The sequence below is a fragment of the Streptomyces odontomachi genome, from assembly GCF_024435355.1.
Taxonomy (GTDB): domain Bacteria; phylum Actinomycetota; class Actinomycetes; order Streptomycetales; family Streptomycetaceae; genus Streptomyces; species Streptomyces odontomachi.
Map to the genome: position 1 here is coordinate 396,112 of NZ_JAMJWG010000004.1, position 21,572 is coordinate 417,683.

Sequence of the window (21,572 nt, forward strand, 5' to 3'; positions counted from 1 at the left end):
GGGGACCAAGACAGGGACTGCGACGGGGACCAAGTCGCCGCGCATAGTCCGCCTCGACCAGGACACCTGTACACAAGGCCCGTCCGAGGCCGTGCGCGAGACGAACCCGCCAACCGGCGGGACCACACGGAGGGATGGTGAGTCACACGTCGCCGCCGCACCCCAGTCAACACACCCTCGCCCCGTCCCGAGAGACGGGCGCTGACCGTCCAGAAGGCACCACGAGGCCAGCGGCCGATGACCACGCGAGACCGTCAGCCGGCGATCACGCGCGAACGTCGACCGACGACCGCGCGAGACCCCCGAAGCAACGCGACCCGTTCTTCGACAACGCCAAGTACCTGGCCATCGTGCTGGTCGCGATGGGCCACGCCTGGGAGCCGTTGCGCGACGGCAACCGGGTGGTCACCGCGCTGTACATGACGGTGTACGCCTTCCACATGCCGGCCTTCACCATCGTCTCCGGCTATATGTCCCGCACCTTCACGGGGCGCCCCGCACAGCTCAGGAGGCTGGTCACCGGCGTCGCCGTGCCGTACGTGGTCTTCGAGGTGGCCTACTCCCTCTTCGACCGGTGGACGGGGCATGACCCGGATCATCCGCTCAGCCTGCTGGATCCCTGGTTCCTCACGTGGTTCCTGTCGGCGCTGTTCGTCTGGCGGCTGACCACCCCGTTGTGGAAGACGTTGCGCCATCCGCTGGTCGTCGCGCTGCTCATCGCGATGCTCGCCACCACGTCGCCGTCCATCGGCAACGCACTGGACCTTCAGCGCGTCCTTCAGTTCCTGCCGTACTTCGTCCTCGGGCTGTGCCTGAGGCCGGAGCACTTCCGCCTGGTGCGCCGCCGCAGCGCGCGCATCCTCGCCGTGCCGGTCTTCGCGTGCGCGCTGGCCATGGCGTACTGGGCGGTGCCGCGGATGAACGACGCCTGGTTCTTCCACCGTGACAGCGCCCCGGAGCTGGCCGCGCCGGCGTGGAGCGGGCCCATCATGACGCTGGCGCTGTTCGGTTCCTCGATGGTGCTGGTGGGTTGCTTCCTCGCCTGGGTCCCCGGCCGCCTGACGTGGTTCACCGCCCTGGGTTCGGGCACGCTCTACGGCTATCTGCTGCACGGCTTCGTCCTGAAGAGCGCGGAGTTCTGGAACTGGTACGACCGTCCCTGGATCCACCGCCCGCTCGGCGAGGTCGCGATCACGTTCGCCGCCGTCGCGCTCGTCACCGTGCTGTGTACGCGCCCGGTGCGCCGCGTCTTCCGTTGCGTGATGGAGCCGGAGGCGCGCTGGGCGTTCGGTCGGGACCCGGCCGAGCCGGCCCGCGCCCGCACCCAGGAGTCCGGGCGCCGGCGCGAGCCGTCGTGGAGCAGGTAGCGCGGTGCCGGGTCAGCCGGTGTGACCCTCGTGGCCGCCGTGTGCCGCGCCGTGGTCGAACTTCATCGCCTCCTCGGGCATGACGACGAAGGGGCGCATCATGCCCATGTCTTCGTGTTCGAGGAGGTGGCAGTGGTACATGAACCGGCCATACGCGCCGTCGAACCGCCCCAGGACGCGCAGGATCTGTCCGCCCGGCACCCGGAAGACGTCCTTGTAGCCCAACTCGTTGGGCGCCAGCGGGATCTGGGTCGACGGGTCGAACGCGATCGGCGCACGCGTGCCGCCCACCGCGGGGTCGAAGCCCGAGACGTTGTAGGGGTCGCGGCCCAGCAGCTGGAAGTCGGCCAGGTGGATGTGCATCGGGTGGATGATCTGCGCGAGGTTGAGGAAGCTCCACTGCTCGTAGCTGCCCTCGGCGATCGTGAAGCCCAGGCCGTCGTTGAAGGTCCGGGAGATGCGCTGGTAGGTCTTGGTCGTGCCGTCCGCTCCGGTGAGCTGGATGATGCCGTCGGCCGGGAGCTGTAGACCACTGGGGTCCTCGACCTCGGTCATCTCCCAGATCTCCGGGTGCCCGCCGGCCCCCTTGGTGGGGGGCGGGGTGAGCACGACGAGGCGGTGGCCGTGCGGGATGTCGTGCGTGTAGCGGCGGAAGGAGCCGGAGAGCATCTCGGGCAGTTCGAAGGTGTCCTTCTCCCCGCTCGACTGCACCCGGAACTCCATGACCGCCGGGTAGCGCACGTCCCCCGCCGGATCGGGCACGCCCGGGGCCTGGTTGCGGCCCTTGTTGACCAGACGGACCTTCTTGCCGGCCAGGTGCCGGAAGTCGACGAGCAGGTCGAAGCGCTCGGCCGGCGCCACGGTCAGCGTCGGCAGGGCGTCGTCGAAGTCGACCGGGACGGGTCGGGGCAGCAGCCCGCCGTCGCTGCCGATCTGGTGGATGACGCCGGGGACGGGTTTGTTGTGCTCGTCGACGAGGACGAGGTCGTAGATGCGTGCGTTGGAGGCGTTGAGGAGACGGAAGCGGTACCAGGCGTCGGCCACGTCGGCGTGGGGCCAGATGCGGCCGTTGACGGTGGTGTACGGGCCTGAGAACGGGATGGTGACCGGCTTGCCGGTCTCCGCGTTCTTCGGGTCGACGATCACCGTCTTGTGCAGCAGCCGGCCGTTGAGCCGCCCGTCCTCGTCGGTGTCCAGGTTGCGGTCGGCGAGGAGCAGCGGGATCTCCCGCTCCCCGGTCGGGAGGTTGAGGGCGTCCTCCTCGTCGTCGCGGACGAGGTAGGTGCCGTACAGGCCGGTGTGCACGTTCCACCGGGTGATGTTCATGGCGTGGTCGTGGTACCACCACTGCACTGCCTGGTGGTCGTTCGGGTACTCGGAGAGCTGGGCGTCGCCGTAGCCGACGGCGTTGTCGGCCCAGCCGTCGTTGCCTCCGCCCGTCTGTGCTCCGTGCAGGTGGGTCACCGTCCAGGCGGGCAGGGCGGCGACGTCCTTGCTGGGCTCGACGCCTTCGCGCCCTGGCTCGGTGGTGGCGGGCGGGGTGCCCGTTGCCCGGACGGGGACCTCCACCGACGTGACCGGGTACTCGCTGCCCTTGGGGATCCGGTTGGTCCAGGCGATGCGGACGCGCTGGCCGCGGCGCACCTCGATGGTCGGACCCGGCACGTGCCCGTCGTAGCCCCACATCAGGGTGGGCGGAAGCTGCGGGTGCAGGCGGACCCAGGTCGGGCGTACGGCGATCTCCGTCTCGTGGAGGACGTCGTCGGAGCCGGGCCGCAGGACGGGCGGGACGGGGAGCTGCGCCACGTACGGGACGAGTTTCTCCGGAGTCGGCGCCGCTTCTGCGGTGGCGTTCGCCGGGTCGTTCGCCGTGGCGTTCGCCGTGTCGTTCTCGATCGTTCTCTCGATGATCTCGGTCAAGGTAGAACCCCCCCTGAGTTCTTTGGTTTTTCCCCCTGTCCCAACACGACTCATGACACGGCGGCGAAGTTCCCGGAATGCCCTGTTCCGAGCGGAGAGATGGAGACTTCAGGACATTTTTTGTTCGGTGGGCGACGATGGGCGGTTTACGGGGTGTCACGTGCAGGAATCGGCCTGCGGCGGGCCGCGGTGGCGCGGGCGGCGCGCACTGCGGCCGGGCTGCGGAGCGACGCCCGCCGTGCCTTTCTTGTCCGGATCACCCCGGTAGACGGATGTCGCGCCGATATGCCGCCTCCTGGGGCGGCGCGCCGCGTTGCGGTAACCCGTCCGCTGGTACCTGCGGCTCCGGCAGCCGCCCGGCAGCGGACGCACCACCCTGCGTCCTGGCGGTTTCGGACATGTATGTCCGCGTGGCCGGAAGGCAGCCGCGTGCCGCGCTGGGCGCCCCTACCCTGCCCGTGATGCCGCGTCGCTTCCCCAGGAGGGTGCCGATGACCCGCGTACTGATGGTGATCGACATGCAGAACGGCTTCTGCCACCCGCAGGGCTCACTGCCGTCGATCGGTGTACACCTCGCCGAGCTGGACCGCGCGGTCAAGGGCACCGGACGTGCCGTGGCCCGGGCCCGCGCCGCCGGTGAGCCGGTCGTCTTCACCCGGCAGCTGTACCGCCCCGGCCGCCCCGACGTGGGCCGCAACGTGAACGCCGCCTACCCCGCCCTCGCCGCGGTGGACGGCCTGGCCGCCGGCACCTGGGACGCCGACGTCATCGACGAACTCGACTGCGGGCCCGACGACCTGGTCGTCGACAAGACCCGCTTCGACGCCTTCCTGTGGAGCTCCCTCGACCCGCTGCTGCACGGCCTCGGCGCCACCCACCTGGTCTTCACCGGCATCGTCACCAACGTCTGCGTGGAGTCCACGGTCCGCTCGGCCTTCATGCGGGACTACACGGCAACGGTACTCGGTGACTGCTGTGCGGCGCTCACCCCGCGGCTGCACGACATCGCGCTGGAGGCACTGGAGGCGTACGGGTTCTGCACGGTCAGCGGGGTGGACCAGGAGTTCCCGCCGACCCCGCCGCCGGCCGACGACGGCGTCCTCCCCGCGCCGGGCACCGGGCCCTCGCGGACCGGGGCAGGGTAGAGCACATCGGCACGGCCTGCCGTCACCGCTCGCCGGTCGGCCTGACCGCCTGCCGTTCGGCGAGGGTCGACAGGGTTCGGCGGCAGATCTTCCCGCTCGGCGCGAGGGGCATCTCCGGTACCCGCAGGAGGAGTTCGGGCAGCTTGCGGCGCTCGAGGCCACGTTCTCCCTCCAGGAACGCCGTCAGGACGTGGAGGGTCAGGGGCCGAGTGCCCGGTGCCTCGCGGACGCAGGCGCACAACCGCTCCCCCAGGTCGGCGTCGGGCACGCCGACGCAGGCGGCCTCGGCGATGGCGGGATGCGTGCCGATCTCCCGTTCCACCTCCGCGGGGCTGATGGTGAGGCCGCCGCGCTTGACCACCTCCCGCAGCCGGCCGAGGACATGGAGACGGCCGTGCTGGTCCAGCATGCCGCGGTCACCGGTGCGCACCCACCCCGTCGCCGTCCGGTAGCGGGCGTCGAGGTCCGCCCCCGCGACGTAGCACAGGGGTGTCATGGGGCCACGGGCGACGATCTCACCGGGCTGTCCTGGCGCCAGCCGGGTGCCGTCGGGGTCGACGATGCGGATCTCCGCGACCGCGGGATCGGGCAGCCCGGTGCCGGCCTCCGGCGACAGACCGGTGGCGGCGGTGTGGCAGTTGACGCCGTCCGACGAGCCGTACACGGTGATGACGGGCCGGCCGAAGCGGGCCCGGCACGCCTCGCCGGTGGCCACCGGCAGGTCCGCCGCGCTGGAGACCACGGCGCGCAGGCTGCCGAGGTCCTCGTCGGGCCCGGCGGGGTGGTCGGCCATCCGGCGCAGCAGGGTCGGCACCCCGAACACATGGGTGGGGCGATGCTCGGTGATCATGCGGAACGCCGCGGCGGGGTGCACGGACGGAGGGATCAGCAGCGTGCCGCCGAGCGCCGCGAGCGTGACGTAGGTGCCCAGCGATCCGTAGGACGAGGACAGCGGCATCAGCATGAGGCCCCGCATCGGACCCTCCCCGATGTGCAGCGCACGCACGTACGACGCCCGGCCGCCGGCGAACGCGTCATGCGAGTAGGCGACCATCTTCGGCTCGGCCTCGGAGCCCGAGGACACCAGGATCCGGGCGGGAGCACCCGCGTCCACCGGCCGGGGTTCCCACGGCGGTGCCAGGTCGGCGGGGGCCTCGTCCAGCGACCGTGCGCCGGGCCGGCTCTCGCCGAACGTCCACACCTCCCGCAGGTCGGGCAGCTGCGCACGCAGGTCCACGTCGGCCGAGTCGGCGAAGACGGCCGCCCGGGCACGGGAACGGCCCAGCAGGCTCAGCGTGTCCCGGTTGCCGCGGCCGGCCGGGTAGGGCAGGGCCACCGCCCCGAGCGCGGCCACCGCGAGTTCGACCGCCACCGCCCGCCGGCCGTTCGGCACGCGGATCGCCACGATGTCCCGTTCGGTGAGCCCCGCCCCGGCGAACAGGGCCGCGATGCGCCGCACCTCGGCGTCGAGGGCCGCGTAGTCGAGCGTCCCGGACGGGTCGATGACGGCCGCACGGGCGGGATGGCTCCGTACCGTTTCACGGAAGAGGGTGTAGAGGTCACGGCCCGGGCAGAGCCCCTGCTCGACCCAGGCGCGCCGTTCGTGGGCGGGCACCAGGTCACGGATCTCGACACCGTTGGTGGAGGTCCAGACAGCACCGTCATCGTTCAAGAGAACTCCCAGGGGGATCGGGGAACGGCGTACTCGGCCAGGGCGAGGGCATCCGCGAAGGCCGGATCGCCGGGCAGCCGGCGCAGGTCCGTGCAGACCGGGGTGGCGGTCAGGCCCGCGCCGGCCAGCCGGGAGAGCCAGTCCTGCGCCGTCGAGGTGGGGAAAAGCGCGGCGATCTCGGCGAGGTCCGCGTCCGGGTGCAGGCCCACGGCCTTCGCCAGCCGGTCCGGACGTGCCCGGGCCGCACGGCCCAACCACAGGTGGCCGTCCGCGGTCGGCACGGGGCGGTCCAGCGGGGTCCAGTGCGGTCTGCGGGACGGGCGCGGGATGAGGGTGGCCGCGGAGTAGAGGGAGGAGTCCACCCGCCCGCCGCGGCCCGTGCGCACCCGGCCGAGCAGCGCGGCCAGCACGCCCGTCGCGCACACCAGGCCGCCCAGCACGTCCGAGAGCGTCATGAGCGACACGGCCGCCGGCTCGTCGGCGGGACGCACCGCGGCGGCGAGGCCGCCGCCCGCCTGCACCAGGAAGTCCGTCCCGAGCGGCGGCGCGGCGCCGAACCCGTCGCCCCACCCGGAGCACCAGGCGTACACCAGGTCGGGTCGGGTACCGCCGACGTCGTCGGCGTCCAGCCGCCAGCGCCGCGCCCGGCCCGGCGCCCAGTTGTGCAGGAAGACATCGGCGTCGGCGACGAGTTCGCGGGCGGCCTTGCGCCCCGGCTCCGAGGCGAGGTCGATCTCGACGACGTCCTTGCCGGCGTTGAGCGCGCTGAACCGGGCCGAGCAGCCGCCCGCCATCGGGGGGATGCCGCGCATGGGGTCACCGCCCGGCGGCTCGATGCGGGTCACCTGCGCGCCGAGCAGCCGCAGGACATGCCCGGCCATGGGCCCCTGCACCCGCCGCGTCGACTCGACGACCCGCAGTCCGGCCAGCGGCCTGTCCGGTGCGGCGCCGGCCGGCGCGGCTGCCGGGAGCCGGGCGCGTCGCGGCCAGCCGGGGAAGGGCGCGCACGTCCACGGTGGGGTGGCCACCGGCGGCTCCGGTTCGTGCCGGACGGGCAGCACGCCGACGCCCGCCGCGGCGGCGGCTTCCTGCACGGCGGCGAACGGCAGCTGCCGCAGGGTGTCGTGGAGCGCTTCGGGCAGGGGGCAGGTGGCGGTCGCGTAGCGGGTCTGGAAGGGGCGCCAGCCGCGCCCTGCGGTGCCGCGGTCCACGCCCAGGTGCGTCCAGAAGTCGAGCCAGGGCTGCGGGTCGAGCGTCTCGCATTCGAAGCGCACCCCGTCCGCCGAGGTGAACATCGCCGTGCCGGGCGCCAGGTACTCCACCTCGTCGTCGTCCGCTGCGGTGGCCGCGGCGAGGTACTGGGTGAGCGTGAACAGCGCCGCCTGGCCCACCGAGGTGCGCACCCCGTCGACGCGCAGGCCACGGGCGCGTGCGATGAGCGCGGCGAGCACCCCCTGCGCCGCGAGCACCCCCGCGGCGGTGGCGGCGTAGTCGACGGCGAGCGGGGTGGGCCGCCCGACCGCCCGGCCGTGCACGTGCATGATTCCGCAGGCCGCCTGCACCGCCCGCTCCTCCGCCAGCGGCAGGTCCACCGGGCCAGCCCAGTCGATCTCGTGGGCGACGGAGCCGATGGCGGCGGTGAACGGCACCGTCCCCAGCAGCCGGGCGGCGAGGTCCGCAGCGACCTGCGGCCCGGCGGACCGCACGCTGTCCCCGCGCGGGCGCGCCACGTGCGTCGTCATCGGCCGGTCACCCCCTCGGGGCGGCGACCCTGCACCGAGTACAGGGTGCTGGAGACGGCGCAGAAGGCCGGGCTGAGCAGCAGCTCGCGCACCTCGTCCAGCTGGCGCTCGGTCAGCCCTGCGGCGATCAGCCGCTCCCGCAGGTGGTGGGTGTGGTGCAGTTGCAGGCGCAGTTCGGCTGTGCCGGCGCTGCGTAGCCGCAGGTAGGGGCGTGGGTCGATGTCGACGAGCCCGGCGGCGCGCATGGCGGCCGGTACCCGTTGGCCCCAGTGCGGGTCCCCGCCGCGCGCCCGCAGCGCGCCGGCCTTGGCGCGCAGGAACGTCCGGTACAGCTCCGCGGTGGCGTCGTCGGGTGTGAGCAGCGGTGGCTCGTAGGAGGCGTCGAGCTCGTCGATCTGGAGCGTGCCGCCCGGCTTGAGGGCCCGGACCAGCTTGCGGAGCACCGCGTCACGTTCCGGCAGGTGTTGCAGGACGAGCCGGGCGACGATGAGGTCGTAGGCCGCCTCGGGCAGCGGGTCGGCCACCACGTCGTGCGCGAGGACGACCAGGCCGGGCTGCTCGGCGAGGTGCGCGAGGTGGTGCGGCTTGATGTCGGTGGCCGTCACCTCACCGCTCGGGGCGACGCGTTCGGCCAGCCAGCGTGCCACGCTGCCGCCGCCGGCGCCGACGTCCAGGCAGCGCCAGCCGGCGGTGACACCGGTGGCGGCCAGCCTTTCGAGGGTGATCGGGTCGTAGGCGGTGGTCAGGCAGGCATGCTGCTCGTGGCTGTGCGTGCTGTCGTTGTCGAAGACGTAGCCGGGCCCCTCGACGAGGCCGGCCTGCGGTGACGGTGACGGGGGCACCCGGGTTGCTCCGTTTCCTTCTCTCAGGTCCATCGGCCCGATCCCGAGGTCTCCACGGAACCCGTGAGCAGGCGGGTCAGCTCGTCGCGCCGTACCTTGCCGGTGCCGGTGCGCGGCACCTGCTCCCAGGTGAGGACGGTCGGCGGCTGGAGCGGCGGCAGGTCGTAGGAGGCGCGCCGCCAGCTGCCCCCGTCCAGGGCGCCGTCGGGCGTGACGACGACGGGCAGGGGTGGTCCGCCCCGGGTGCCGAGCACGATGCACTCGAGGGCCTGCGGCAGCCGTTCTTCGAGGATGTCCTCGGTCTCCAGGCAGCTCAGGTCGGGCACGTGGTCGACCTCGCGGTCGAGCAGCCGGACGCTGCCGTCGCGGTTGCGGACGCCCATGTCGCCGGTGTTCCACCAGCCGCCGGCCCGCTTGGCACTCCAGCGTTCCGTCTCGCCCACGTAGTCGAGGCCGCGGGCGGCGGTGCGCGCCAGCAGCAGCCCCGTCCGTCCGCGCGGCAGCCGCTCGAAGGTGTCCGGGTCGACCACGCGCAGCCGGGTCTTGACCGGGACGGGGCGGCCCAGGTTGCGGGTGGTGGGCTGGGAGAGTTCCGCCGACACCGTGCGCCGGGTGAGGAACCGGAAGGTCAGCGGGCCGGTCTCGGTCTGCCCCCAGCCCTGCATCCACACCGGCCGGGGGTGCCGGCTGGCCGCCAGGTAGGCGCGGATCGTCGGGGCGTGCATGGCGTCGTAGGTGCTGGCGAACGTGCGGACGTGCCGGAAGGGGTTGTCCAGGCGCTCGGTGAGCGGCTCGAAGCGGACGAACGTGGCGGGCAGCGCCTCGAAGACGGTGGGGGGATGGGCGCGGAGCACCGGGTCGGCGCGATGGAGGTCCTGTCCCGTGATGATCACGATCTTCCGCGGTGCCATGCACAGGGCGCTCGCGGTCCAGCAGAACGTCCTGCCGTGCGCGAACGCGCTCGCGTTGCCCAGGGTGTCCTCGCGCCGCAGCCCGATCCTCGGGTAGCGCACGCTCTCGAACCGCGCCAGCTTGCGGATGATCGTCCGGGTCGAGTGCACCACCAGCTTGGGCACGCCCGTCGTGCCCGACGTGTGGTTGATCACCAGGGGCTGGTCGTCGTGCCGGCGCTGTGGCCCGGGGGCGGTGTGTCCCTTGAGGTCGTCGAGGCCGAGCGCGTCGGGTGCCGTGCCGTCCAGCGTGACGGTGGTGCCGGCGAGCGGGGTGAGGTCGGCGCCCTCGTCCCGGGCCCGGGCGAGCAGGCCCGTGGTGGTGACGAGCAGCGTGGGCGCGAGACGTTGCAGCAGGGTCCGCAGCGCGCCGCCCGGCAGGTGGGCGGAGAGCTGGGCGGGAACGGCTCCGATCCGCACCGCGGCGCAGGCGAGCAGGTCGTAGTCCCAGTGGTTGTCCTTGACGATCGCCACCCGGTCGCCCCGGCCGGCTCCGGCTGCGGCGAGCCAGCCCGCCGCGTCCTGGACGAGGGCGGCCAGCTCGGCGACGGTGTACTGCGTGCCGCCGTCCGCGGCGATGTCGAAGGGCCGGTCCAGGTGGACGCTCGTTCCCGGGCCGCGTGCGGCGCACTCGTCGAAGAGCACGCCCATGTCGTGGGGTTTCATGAGGCCTTCTCCCATGCGGTGGGCCGGTCGGGCGCGCGGTGTCCGCGGAGCCGGCTGAGCACCCGGGACGCGGCGAGCGCCCCGGCGCGCACGGCGCCTTCGCTGGCCGGCCGCAGCATCACCCAGTCGCCGGCGTACTCCACCGGCCCGACCTCGCGCGCCATGAAACGGGCCCTCAGCCGCAGCGCTTCGGGGGTCGCTTCCGGCAGACCGTGCACGAAACGGTGCACGAAGTACCGCGCGTCCGCCGATTCGAGTCCGGGCACATAGCGCCGTGCGGCGCCGGTGAGGCGGTCGATGACCTGCTGTTCCGGCGCTTGCAGGAGCTCCGGGATGGTGGCGGCGCCGGCCATGAGGGTCAGCAGGCCCTTGCCCGCCGGTACCCGCTGCGGGTGCTTGACGTGGTCGACGATGACGCCGGCCAGCACGCTCTCCTCCTTCTCGGGCGTGAGCAGGCAGTACAGCGGCCTGCTCGACTCCGGTGCGAGCGGTCTCCGGAGCAGGCAGCTGACCTTCAACGTCGGCGTGAACGTGCAGGCCTGGAGGTATGCGGTCACGTCCTGCGGGGCGCCCGGGTGCAGCCGGGCGGCGATCGGTGCGGGCACGCACAACACCGCCGAACGCGCCGTGACGACGGAGTCGTCGACGCGCACCCGTGCGCCCTCGCCGTCGGCGGTGACCTCGTGGACGGTGCTGCCGGTGACGACGTCGAGCCCTTCGGCGAGGCGACGGGCCAGCAGGTCCATGCCGTCCCGGTAGGTACGCCAGCCGGCCGGATGCCCCACCGCGAGGAGCAGGCTCACCATCGGCGCGGCCGTGGAACGCGCCGTGTCCCAGCCGAAGAAGCCACCGGCGACCGGCTGGAGGAGATAGTCGTGCAGGTCGGGGTGGTAGCGCGCGGCGAACTCCCGCAGCGTCGCCGCGCCCAGCGGGGTCAGCTCCGGATGGTCACCGTCGAACGCATGGCGGCGGCACCCGGCCGACACCAGGAAGCGCGCGAGGTCCAGCCTGGCCCGTGGCGAGAGGCCGGCGCCGCCCAGCACCGCTGACGTCTCCGCGACCCCCGGGTGAGCGCGTCCGTCGCGCCACATGCCGATGGAACTCCCGATGCGCGGCACCTCGCTCATCGGCACGCCCAGCCGCCGCAGCAGCTCCCAGGTCGCGCGGTAGCCCTGCTCCGGGATCTGCTCGGCGCCCTCGTCGACGGTGTAACCGTCGTGCCGGAAGCTGTGCATGCGGCCACCGACGTGCGCGAGCTCCTCGTACACCCGGACGGTCAGGCCGGCGCGTTGCAACTCGTACGCGGTGGTCAGGCCGGCGATGCCTCCGCCGACCACGGCGACGTCGAGATCGGGGCTCATCCGGCGACCCCCCAACCGGCCATGAGGTTCGCGGCGATCAGGAGCACCACGCTGAGGCGGTGCACCGTGAACCCGCGTTTGCGGGCGAGCATGATGTCGCCCTGCCGGAAGCCGGCGAGGTACTGCCGCAGCCGCCACACCGTCGCCGGCAGCATCACCAGGACGAACCACCAGGGGGCGATCCCGACCGCCGAGGAGAGTGCGCCCAGCAGGAACTCCGCCGCGGACAGGCACCCGATGAAGAGGGCGTTCCCGCGTGGCGACACCAGGGCCGCCACCGTCGGCCGCCCGACGCTGCGGTCCCCTTCGACGTCGTTGGTGTTGGAGTAGACGCCGAACATCAGCGGTCCGAAGCCGAAGAGCACGCCCTGGACCAGCACGAACGCGGAGTACTCGCCCGTCACCAGGCCGTACGGCGCCATCACCAGCGCGCCGCCCAGCAGGACGAGGAACGCCTCCTGGAATCCGTGGTAGCTGATCTTCACCCCGTAGGAGTACTGCGGGGAGATCGCGAACAGGGCCACGATCAGCACCACGGTCCACAGCGGCCGGTGCGGGGCGATGGCCAGGGCAGCCGCCCACACCAGGCCCCCGATCGCGGTGGTGACCCAGGCGAAGGCCAGCGCTTCGCGGGGGCTCAGCGCCCCCGCCACCAGGGGTTTGCGTGACTTCCTGCGCCGGGGGTTGTCCGGGCCGTAGTTGACGAGGTCGCTGCCGTCCAGGAAGCCGGTCAGGTCGTCGAACGCGACGAGACCCATCATCACGAAGATCTCGCCGACCAGGAACACGACGAGCGTCCCGGTGTCCGCGGCAGCGAACCGCGCGGTGGGCAGCAGCACCGCCGACAGGACCAGGACGATGCTGAGGTAGTAGTCGTAGACGTCGAGCTTGCCGAGTCGGGCGTAGCTGCGCAGCCGGCTGCCGGGGCGGTCGCTGCCGACGGCATGCGGGCGGGCCGCGATGGGATGGGTCATCTGCTCTGCTCCCAATGGTCGTGGCCCCGGCTCACGCCGGGTGGGGGAACCGGACCAGGGCCGCCGTGGACCGGTCGCCGCCGTAGTCCAGGGACCGCTCCTCGACGACCTGCGCGCCGTTCATCAGGGCGAGATAGGTGTCGAGCGAGCGCAGTCGGGACCATCGGCTGACCGGGATCCGGGCGCCCTCGTACTCGATGAGCACGAGATACCGGCTGGCTGCGGCGAGGGACGCGCAGACCTGGGACAGCTGCTCCCCGTCCAGCAGGTGCATCAGCACCCAGACGGAGACGCTGACGTCGAAGGTGCCCCCGCGCCAGGGCAGTTCCTCGGCCCGCGCCAGACGGAAGTCCACGTGGTCCAGGCCGGCGCACGCCGACCGCGCGGCGTCGAGCATCCGGGGCGTCATGTCGATCGCGGTGACGTGCTCGGCGTGGCCGGCCAGCGTCGGCGTCAGCCGTCCGACTCCGCACCCGACCTCCAGCGCGGACGCCACCGGCCTGCCGAGGTCCGCCGCGGCGGTGCGCAGGTAGTCGGCGACGATGTCCCGGGTGGCCGCGGTCACCCGGGAGTTGAGCGGGGTGGGTTGGGACGCGCGCATCACCCGCGCCAGGCCCTGGCGTTCGGCGCGGCGCGCCCACTCCCGTGCCACGTCCTCCTGGGTCGCAGCCGGTTCGTCCGTCGTAGTTTGCACATGGGCTGGCACACAGACTCCTTCGCATCGAACATCCCCCGGCTCTGACGGAGCAGGGGGGCCCGCAGGCGCCCGCCCACCTGCGGGCCAGGGGCTGAAACGGGCAGGGGGACTCACTGGTGCGCGAACGCACACACCGCATCGGCGATGCGCTCGACCTGGGCGTCGCTCAGCTGGGGATGCACGGGCAGCGACAGGATCCGCGCGCTCGCCCGCTCCGCGTGCGGCCACTGGTCGCCCGGCCTGCTGAACGGGGTGAACGCCGCCTGGTGGGGCAGGGGTTGCGGGTAGTAGACGTGGCAGGCGATGCCCTGCCGCGTGAGGTGGGCCCGCAGGGCGTCGCGGTGCTGGGCGAGCAGCGTGTACACGTAGTAGCAGCGGCCGTCGCTGCCGGGGGGCGGTGGTACCAGGCCGTGCTCCGCCAGGGCTGAGAACCGGTCGGTGTAGTAGCGGGCGATGGCCGCCCGGCGCTCCAGGCGCCCGGCCAGGCCGGCCATGCGGTGGACCTGGAACGCGGCCTGGATCTCGTCGAACCTGCTGTTGCTGCCGACGAGGTGGTGGACGAAGCGCCGTGTGCCGTCCTGTCCGTGGTTGCGCAGCATCCGCACCCGCTGCCCGATGTCGGCGTCCCGGGTCACCACCACCCCGCCCTCGCCGGGCATCCCACCCGCCTTGACCTGGACGAACGAGTAGACTCCGGCCTCGCCCCAGAGTCCTGCGGGCGTGCCGTTCAGCACCGCTCCCTGCGCGACCGCGGAGTCCTCGATCAGGCGGACGTGATGCCGCTGGGCGAGTGCGACGAACCGCGGCATGTCGGCCATGACGGAGAACATGTGCGCGGGCATGATCGCCCTGGTACGGCCGGTGATCCGGCGCTCCACCTCGTCGGGGTCGGCGACCATGGTGTGCGGGTGGATGTCGGCGAACACCGGCGTGGCTCCCACCCGCACCACGGAGGCGGCCAGCGGGGCACAGCCGAAGGCGGGCACCACCACCTCGTCCCCGGGGCCCACGTCCATGGCGGTCAGGATGAGGTCGAGCCCGGACGTGCCGCTTGCGCAGGCGACCACGTCCGCGGCGCCGAGGGACTCGCGGAGCAGCTCCTCGAAGTGCCGGGTGTGCGCGCCGAGGATGAAGCGCTGCTCGGGTGCGAGCCCGATCCGGCGGATCGTCTCGAGCATGACCGCACGGTCTTCTTCGAAGAGGTCGGACGGGAAGAACTCGATGGCCTGCGGATGCGGCCGGCTCGCCACCGTCATCGTCCCCTCCGGGATGCCGGGATGGCGGTTGTCGTGGAGAACGCGCGCACCGCCTCGCAGACGTGGTCGATCTGGTCGACGGTGAGATCCGGATAGAAGGGCAACGCCACCGCGTGCTCGCTGGCCGCCTCGGCGTGCGGGAAGTCGCCGCGGGAATGGCCGAGTTCCGCGAAACAGGGCTGGAGGTGCAGGGGTACGGGATAATAGATCTCGGTTGCGATGCCCCGGCCCGTCAGATGGTCGACGAGCGCGTCACGGCGCTCGACTTCTATCAGATAAACATAGAAGACATGTGCGGAATCCGTCCCGCGTTCGACCACCTCGGGCAGGCGGATGATTCCCGGTACACCGGTGAGACGCTCGCGGTATGCGTCGGCCAGCTCTGCGCGCCGGGCGATGTCACTTTCCAGACAGCTGAGTTTGGCCAGCAGAATGGCCGCCTGGATGTCGTCCATCTTGCTGTTCGTCCCCGGGACCGTGGTTTCCGTCGAAATCCGGGGGAAGTCGTCGAGCGTCGGTGCACATCTGCCGTGGTGGCGCAGGCCCGAGACGAGATCGGCGATCTCCCGGTCGTCGGTGAGCACGGCGCCGGCGTCCCCGAGCGCACCGAGGGTCTTGCTCGGGAAGAACGACAGCACGCCGCCCCGGCCGTGCAGGCCCGCGTGGCTGCCGTGTTGCCGCATGCCGATCGCCTCGGCGCTGTCCTCGAGGAGCGTCAGCCCGTGGTGGGCGGCGACGTCGGCCAGCGCCGCCATGTCGGCCATCTGGCAGAACAGGTGCGCCGGCATGACGAACCGGCTTGCCGGCGTGGTGGCGCGGGCCAGCGCGTCAGGGTCCATGGCGTAGGTCGTCGGGTCGATGTCCACGAACTCGGGTCGCCCTCCGGCGAGCACCACCGAGGTGGCGGTGGCCACGAAGGAATAGGCGGGCACCAGCACGCCGTCCCCGGGGCGCAGGCCGCAGGCGCGTAGGAGGAGGACCAGCGCGTCCGTTCCGCTGTTGACGCCGATGGCGTACCGGGCACCGGTGTACGCCGCCAACGCCTGTTCCAATTCAGCCACCTGGCGGCCGTGCGAAAATTTTCCGTTGTCGAAGACCTCTCCCACATGCTTCTCGATCAGCGGCCACAGCCGTTCGAAAGTCACCGTCTGCGAGAAGAACGGGATCACCGGTGTAGCCCCCCAGAGCGTCTTCGTATATACGTGAGGCAGAAACGTCCGCTTGGCATGTGCACCGTCACGGAGTACCGAAAGCAGCGACAGGCGGGGCAGTTATCGCACGCCCTCAGGTCGCTTCGGCACCAGGATTACCCCGTTGCCCCGCGTCATGACCGGACGGCGAACCATCTTCCCTCTTTCGAGTTATTAGATGCTGGCATTACTTGCTCGCCCTTCCGTCACCGCGCGAGAGTCGGCCGACAGCACCGGTCGCCTTGACGGAGGATGATGGCGCCCCCCGTACTCCAACCCCTGATCGTCGGCCTGGGCCGCTCCGGAGCCGGGCTGCACCTGAAGGTTCTGCAACGCATACCCACCGGCCCTCCCGTCGCCTGCGACCCGCGCCCGGAAGCGGGCCGGGAGCTGCGCGGCGTCACGGTCACCCGGTCGCTCGCCGATGCCGCGCGCCTGCTCACGCCCGCCACCACCGTCGTCCATGTCTGCACCCCGCCGGCCACCCGCCCGGCCGTGATCGCCGAGCTGGCCGAGCGCGGGTTCACCAGACTGCTCGTCGACAAACCGCTGGCGATCGACCACGCGGCACTCGACGAGATCCTCCGGCTGCGCCTGCGGTACGACCTCGACATGGAGGTCGTGACCCAGTGGCTGGCCGCCGACCTCACGCGCGAACTGCGCGGGCTGGTGCGGGAGAAGGCCTTCGGCCCGCTGGGCTCCATCGACGTCGCCCAGCACAAGCCCCGCTTCCTGCGCACCTTGGTGACCGAGGCGACCGACGAGGGCCATCCCAGCGCCCTGGACGTGGAGATCCCGCACTCGCTCGGCGTCGTCCTCGACCTGGCGGGACCCGCCCGGCTGCTCACCGCGGGATGGGACGAGATGCGCTGCGGGGACGTCGTGCGCGCCCGTATGGGAGGCACCCGACTCACGCTGGCGCACGCCTCGGGGGTGCGGACCGAGATCGTCTCCGACCTCACCTCGCCGATCCAGCAGCGCAGCTTCACGCTCCGGTTCGAACGCGCCACCGCCACCGGCCACTTCCCGCTCAGCGAGCACGACGACCACGCCCAGTTGGTGACCGAGACGGCCCAGGAGCGGCACGTCCGGATCTTCCGGGACGACTCGCTCACCGCCTTCGTGCGGCGGGCCTACCGGCGCTTCCTGACCGGCCGCAGGGCGGATTTCACGCCGCACCGTGAGGCGGCCCGGCTGCTGTGCGCCGCCAAGGAACGCTGCCGCCGCTCGGAGGACGCGAAGACCGCACTCGCCAACGCGAAAGAGACCACGTGCCATGCCCCTTGACCGGCTTGATCAGCGCTTTCCCGTGGACCGGCTGGCAGGCATCGGTGACGAGGCGGCGGTCGGACTCGACGGGCAGCTCGCCGCGCTGCGCCGGCTGAACTGGTCAACGGTGGAGCTGCGGACCGTGAACGGCACCGCGGTCGCCGACCTCACCCCCGACGCCGCGGGCACCCTCGCCGAGCGCCTCCGTGCCGCGCGGGTCCGTGTGGTCTGCCTCGCCTCCCGCATCGGCAACTGGGGGCGGCCCATCACCGGTTCCTTCGACGACGACGTCGCCGAACTGGAGACCCTCGCACAGTGGTGCACCCTGCTGGGCTGCCGTTACGTCCGCATCATGTCGTATCCCAACGACGGCCTGGCGGAGCGCGATTGGGCGCGGCACGCCATCGACCGGATCTCCCGTCTCGCCGTGCGTGCGGAGCGGTGCGGGGTCACCCTGCTGCACGAGAACTGCGCCGGCTGGGCGGGCCGGAGCGGGAAGCGCACGAGGCGCCTGCTCGACGAGGTGGGCAGCCCCGCGCTGCGCCTGCTCTTCGACATCGGCAACGGCGTGCCACACGGTTACGACGCCCACCGGCTGCTGGAACAGGTCCTGCCGTACGTCGCCCACGTGCACGTCAAGGACGCGGTTCCGACGGCGGCCGGCACGGTGTACACGTTGCCGGGCTACGGCCGGGCGCGGGTGATGGACTGCCTGCGGCTGCTGCTGGGGTCCGGGTACGCGGGGGCGTTCTCCCTCGAACCGCACCTCGCGACGGTGCCGCACGAGGGGCGGCGGGCGCAGAACGGTGACGCGGCCGAGTCCTTCGTGCGCGCCGGCCGGCAACTGCGGCGGCTCCTGGACACGCTGACCCGCGACGAACAGGCGCGTGACGCGCTCGACCGTTCGGGGCCCACGGCGGACGCACCGCCGCGGGCGGCCGGGCCCGTGGTCGCCGAGGCGGACACATGAGGCCAGGCGCGTACCCGTACGGCGGCACGCTGTTCGAGGCCGCCGACCGGGAGTTGCTCCTGACGCTGCTGCGGACACCGACCGTCAACCCGCTCGAGGCCCCGGGCCGTGACGATGCGGACGACGGGGCCGGGCTCCGGCGCGCACAACACTCCTACGCGACGGCCGCCGAGAAGCTCGGCATGCGGATCGTGCGGCACGGCTCCCCGCCCGCGGCGGCGGTCCGGCGCGCGGACGTGCCGGCCGCGGTCCGGCGCGCCGCCGAGGACCCCGACTTCCTCGCCCGGCAGCCGAGCCTCGTGCTCCGCATGGGTCCGGAGCTGCCGCTCGGGTCCACCGTCATGTTCAACGTGCACCTCGACACCGTCGCCGGCCTGCATCCGGTGGGCTTCGACGGTGTCCGCTTCACCGGCCGCGGCGCCATCGACGCCAAGGGTCCCGCGGTGGCGCTGCTGGCCGGCATCCGGGCGGCGCTCGCACGGCATCCGGCGATCGGCCGCGATGTGGCGGTCCTCGTCCAGGCGGTCTCCGGCGAGGAGGGCGGCGCCATGGGGACGTTCGGGACGCGCCCGCTGGTCGAGGCGGGACTCGTGGGGCGCCTCAACGTCTTCTGCGAGCCCACCGGGCTCCGCTACCTCCCCCGGGCCACGGCCTCGATGACGGCGTGCGTGCGGGTCGACGGCGACGACGCCGTCGACGACCGCCCGGCCGCCGGGCACAACGCCACGGTGCTGCTCGGCTTCCTGGCCCAGCACCTGGCGCGTGAGCTGGACGTACGGGTGCCGGGCGGTGCGGTCTGCGTCGCGGGACTGCACACCGGGGACCTGCACAACCGGGTCTACGGCCGGGGCCGGCTGCTGCTCAACCTCGCCTACGGGTCCACCCCGGACGGCGCGGCTGCGGAGCGGGCGATCGCCGGCGCGGTCGACTCCGGCCTGCGCGCCTTCGCCCGGCAGTTCGCGCCCCTCCCGGGGTTCGCGCGCACCGCCGCCGATGCCGCCCGCGTCACCCGCCTGGAGTGGCTCAAACGCGGGCTGCCGTGCCTGGACAACGGCGACCCGTGGGCCGAGGAGGTGCTGGCCCGTGCCGGCGTCGCCCGGTGGCCCGACCACGAACCCGCCTTCACCTGCGACGCCATCTGGATGGCGGGGCTGCCCGGCGTCTTCACCACCGTGCTCGGCCCGGGCTCGCTCGACGCCAACCGCGCCCATGCGCCGGGTGAGTTCGCCGACCTCGCCGACCTGGAGTCGTTCGCCGGCACGGTCGCCAGGCTGCTGATCGCCTTCGCCGAGCGGTCCCGCCACCCGGAGGACCCAGAAGGCCCGGAGAGGCCGGAGAGGCCGGAGAGCTCAGACAGCCCAGAAGACCCAGAAGCCAGAGAGAGCCCTGAAACCCCGGAAAGGACGTCCACGTGAGCCACCGGCAAGACGCCGACACCCGACCGACCGTGCTGGTCGACCACCAGGAGCTGCATGCCGCCGTCGCCGCCTGCTTCGCGGCGCGCGGCGTGCCGGCACCGCGCGCCGCCACGGCCGCCACGGCGTTGTGCTACGGCGATCTCACCGGGCTCGACTCGCACGGTCTCGCCAACCTCAGCCGCCTTTACCTGCCGCTCTTCGACTCCGCACGGGTCGACCCGGTGGCCGAGCCCGTCACCCTCACCGACCTGGGTGCCTGTGCCCTCGTCGACTCCCGGCGCGCGCTCGGGCTGTGGGCGGCCGCCGAGGCGATGGACTCCGCGGTGGCCCGCGCACGGCGGCACGGGATCGGCCTGGTGTCCGTGCGCAACGCCACCCACCTGGGGTGCGCCGGGTTCCACGCGACCCGCGCCGCGTCCGCCGGCATGATCGGCCTGATCGCGAGCAACTGCGGGGGCCAGCGCATCGCCCGTCCGCCGGGGGGCGCGCTCGCCATGCTCGGCACCAATCCCCTCAGCGTCGCCGCGCCCGCGCTCGACGGGCACCCGTTCGTCCTCGACATGAGCACGACCGTGGTGCCCACCGGCCGGATCCGCGCCGCAGCCCGGCACGGCGAGCCCATCCCTGAGGGGTGGCTGGCGGACCGGGAGGGAAAGCCGGTGACCGATCCGGCCGCGTTCGACGCGGGGGACGCCTACCTGCGCTGGCTGGGCGGCGATCCCGAGACCGGCGCCCACAAGGGGTTCGGCCTGGGGCTCGTGGTGGAGCTGCTGTCCGCGGTGCTCTCCGGGGCGGCCGTCGGGCCGGCCGCCGCGGCGCTGGACGGCGACGGCCGTCCGCACGGCAGCGATGACGACATCGGCTTCGTCGCCCTCGCCATCGCCCCGGGGACGCTGCGCTCCGAGGCGGACTTCCTGGCGGCGACACGTGCGCTCTTCGGCACCCTGCTCGCCTGCCCGCCCCTGCACGAGGACGCTGCGGTGCGTTACCCGGGCTGGTGGGAGGCCGAACGTGCGGCGGAACGCCGACGCACGGGTGTCCCGCTCGCCGCCGCCCTGCACGCCGAGCTGGTCGGTCTGGGTGTGCTCCGGAGCGACGAGGGAGCCGCGTGACGGCCCCCGGCCGACCGGCCGCGCAACCAGTCACCCGATCGGCCGCCCAACCGGCCGCCCACCGGGTCGGCATCGTCGGGCTGGGTGTCATCTCGGCGTTCTACCTCGCCGCCGTCGACCAGCTGCCGGGCTGGGACCTGGCGGCGGTGTGCGACGTGCGCGAGGCCGCGCTGGCCCCGCACCGGGGGCGCGTGCCGTGCTACCGGGAGCACCGCTCGATGCTGGCGGACGCCGCACTCGACGCCGTCGTCGTCACGGTCCCGAACGACGCCCACGCCGCCGTCTGCCAGGACGCCCTGAGCGCCGGCGTCCCCGTCTGCGTCGAGAAGCCGCTCGCCCTGACGGTCGCGGAAGGTCGCGCTCTCGACCGGCTGGCACGGGAGCGTGGCACGCCGCTGTTCACCGCCTTCCACCGGCGGTACAACGCCGCGGTGCTGGCGCTGCGGCACCGACTCGCCGACCGGACCGCCGGGGACGCCGCGGCTCCGATCGCGTCGATGACGGTCCGCTACCTCGAACGCATCGAGGAGCACATCGGGGCGGACACCTGGTACCTCGATCCGCGCCGGTGCGGTGGCGGATGCGTGGCGGACAACGGCCCCAACGCCTTCGACCTCGTCCGGTTCCTCCTCGGCGACGTCGAGGTGACGGATGCGGCGCTCCAGCGCGACGCCGCGGGTGTCGACCGGCAGGCCACGGTGCGCCTGCGGGCGCCGGGCGGTGCCGAGGCCACCGTCGAACTCGACTGGTCCCACCCGGGCGAGACGAAGGACCTGGCGGTACGCCTGGTCGACGGCACGGTGCTGCGGGCGGACCTGCTGGCGGGCCACCCCGGCTTCAAGTCGTCGTTGTGGCACGAGTACGTCGGCATCCTCCGGGACTTCGCCGCGGTGCTGGCCGGCGGCGGGCCCGGGCCCCGCGCCGGACTGAGCGCACTCGAGCTGGTCGCGGCGGCCTACCGCGCCGAAGAGCCGTCCCCTCGAACGTTCGGGAGTCCCGTGTGAATCCGCTGGTTCCGCCT

The 21,572-nt window shown here is 72.8% G+C and carries 17 protein-coding genes; 7 read left to right on the forward strand and 10 right to left on the reverse strand.

Going from position 1 to position 21,572, the window contains the following annotated elements:
* Window positions 1-134 precede the first annotated feature (134 nt).
* Window positions 135-1,367 carry an acyltransferase family protein gene (locus NQO67_RS12505; protein WP_255949939.1) on the forward strand — a complete coding sequence of 411 codons (1,233 nt, stop codon included), beginning with the start codon at window positions 135-137 and terminating at the stop codon, window positions 1,365-1,367.
* Window positions 1,368-1,379: 12 nt separating this feature from the next.
* On the opposite strand, the gene phsA is transcribed toward NQO67_RS12505, so the two are convergent.
* Window positions 1,380-3,287, reverse strand: a complete 1,908-nt coding sequence (phsA, locus tag NQO67_RS12510) for an O-aminophenol oxidase PhsA (protein WP_305125704.1) — start codon at window positions 3,285-3,287, stop codon at window positions 1,380-1,382.
* 491 nt (window positions 3,288-3,778) lie between these two features.
* On the opposite strand from phsA, the gene NQO67_RS12515 reads away from it, so the two are divergent.
* Window positions 3,779-4,432: a cysteine hydrolase family protein gene (locus NQO67_RS12515; RefSeq protein ID WP_255949940.1), complete on the forward strand. Its 654-nt coding sequence runs from the start codon at window positions 3,779-3,781 to the stop codon at window positions 4,430-4,432.
* A gap of 22 nt (window positions 4,433-4,454) precedes the next feature.
* On the opposite strand, the gene NQO67_RS12520 is transcribed toward NQO67_RS12515, so the two are convergent.
* The 9 genes from NQO67_RS12520 to NQO67_RS12560 all read right to left on the reverse strand — a co-directional run bounded on the left by NQO67_RS12520 (window position 4,455) and on the right by NQO67_RS12560 (window position 15,737).
* Complete coding sequence (locus NQO67_RS12520) at window positions 4,455-6,104, reverse strand: class I adenylate-forming enzyme family protein (RefSeq protein WP_255949941.1); 1,650 nt, start codon at window positions 6,102-6,104, stop codon at window positions 4,455-4,457.
* On the reverse strand, window positions 6,101-7,846 hold the full coding sequence (locus NQO67_RS12525; RefSeq protein WP_255949942.1) for a CoA transferase: 1,746 nt from the start codon (window positions 7,844-7,846) through the stop codon (window positions 6,101-6,103). The genes NQO67_RS12520 and NQO67_RS12525 overlap by 4 nt, the downstream gene beginning before the upstream one ends.
* The gene (locus NQO67_RS12530; RefSeq protein WP_255949943.1) at window positions 7,843-8,688 is read right to left on the reverse strand and encodes a methyltransferase; all 846 of its coding nucleotides are present in this window, start codon (window positions 8,686-8,688) and stop codon (window positions 7,843-7,845) included. The genes NQO67_RS12525 and NQO67_RS12530 overlap by 4 nt, the downstream gene beginning before the upstream one ends.
* 23 nt (window positions 8,689-8,711) lie before the next feature.
* Complete coding sequence (locus NQO67_RS12535; RefSeq protein WP_255949944.1) at window positions 8,712-10,304, reverse strand: class I adenylate-forming enzyme family protein; 1,593 nt, start codon at window positions 10,302-10,304, stop codon at window positions 8,712-8,714.
* Window positions 10,301-11,665 (reverse strand): protoporphyrinogen/coproporphyrinogen oxidase, encoded by a 1,365-nt coding sequence (locus NQO67_RS12540; RefSeq protein WP_255949945.1) that lies wholly within the window; start codon window positions 11,663-11,665, stop codon window positions 10,301-10,303. Before NQO67_RS12540 ends, NQO67_RS12535 begins: the two co-directional genes overlap by 4 nt.
* On the reverse strand, window positions 11,662-12,639 hold the full coding sequence (locus NQO67_RS12545) for a UbiA family prenyltransferase (RefSeq protein WP_255949946.1): 978 nt from the start codon (window positions 12,637-12,639) through the stop codon (window positions 11,662-11,664). Before NQO67_RS12545 ends, NQO67_RS12540 begins: the two co-directional genes overlap by 4 nt.
* A 31-nt stretch (window positions 12,640-12,670) precedes the next feature.
* Window positions 12,671-13,291 carry a class I SAM-dependent methyltransferase gene (locus NQO67_RS12550; protein WP_255949947.1) on the reverse strand — a complete coding sequence of 207 codons (621 nt, stop codon included), beginning with the start codon at window positions 13,289-13,291 and terminating at the stop codon, window positions 12,671-12,673.
* Window positions 13,292-13,446: 155 nt separating this feature from the next.
* Entirely contained in the window at window positions 13,447-14,592 is a 1,146-nt protein-coding gene (locus tag NQO67_RS12555) for a DegT/DnrJ/EryC1/StrS family aminotransferase (protein WP_255949948.1), read from the reverse strand.
* Window positions 14,589-15,737 (reverse strand): DegT/DnrJ/EryC1/StrS family aminotransferase, encoded by a 1,149-nt coding sequence (locus NQO67_RS12560; RefSeq protein ID WP_308295650.1) that lies wholly within the window; start codon window positions 15,735-15,737, stop codon window positions 14,589-14,591. Before NQO67_RS12560 ends, NQO67_RS12555 begins: the two co-directional genes overlap by 4 nt.
* A gap of 300 nt (window positions 15,738-16,037) precedes the next feature.
* Here NQO67_RS12560 and NQO67_RS12565 point away from each other — a divergent pair, with 300 nt between their 5' ends.
* The 5 genes from NQO67_RS12565 to NQO67_RS12585 are packed head-to-tail and all read left to right on the forward strand — an operon-like array spanning window position 16,038 to window position 21,555.
* Window positions 16,038-17,069, forward strand: a complete 1,032-nt coding sequence (locus NQO67_RS12565; protein WP_255949949.1) for a Gfo/Idh/MocA family oxidoreductase — start codon at window positions 16,038-16,040, stop codon at window positions 17,067-17,069.
* The gene (locus NQO67_RS12570) at window positions 17,059-18,021 is read left to right on the forward strand and encodes a sugar phosphate isomerase/epimerase family protein (protein ID WP_255949950.1); all 963 of its coding nucleotides are present in this window, start codon (window positions 17,059-17,061) and stop codon (window positions 18,019-18,021) included. Before NQO67_RS12565 ends, NQO67_RS12570 begins: the two co-directional genes overlap by 11 nt.
* A complete protein-coding gene (locus NQO67_RS12575; protein ID WP_255949951.1) occupies window positions 18,018-19,436 on the forward strand; it encodes a M20/M25/M40 family metallo-hydrolase in 1,419 nt (472 codons plus the stop codon). Before NQO67_RS12570 ends, NQO67_RS12575 begins: the two co-directional genes overlap by 4 nt.
* Window positions 19,433-20,551 (forward strand): Ldh family oxidoreductase, encoded by a 1,119-nt coding sequence (locus NQO67_RS12580; RefSeq protein ID WP_308295651.1) that lies wholly within the window; start codon window positions 19,433-19,435, stop codon window positions 20,549-20,551. The genes NQO67_RS12575 and NQO67_RS12580 overlap by 4 nt, the downstream gene beginning before the upstream one ends.
* Window positions 20,548-21,555, forward strand: a complete 1,008-nt coding sequence (locus NQO67_RS12585; RefSeq protein ID WP_255949952.1) for a Gfo/Idh/MocA family protein — start codon at window positions 20,548-20,550, stop codon at window positions 21,553-21,555. Before NQO67_RS12580 ends, NQO67_RS12585 begins: the two co-directional genes overlap by 4 nt.
* Window positions 21,556-21,572 lie beyond the last annotated feature (17 nt).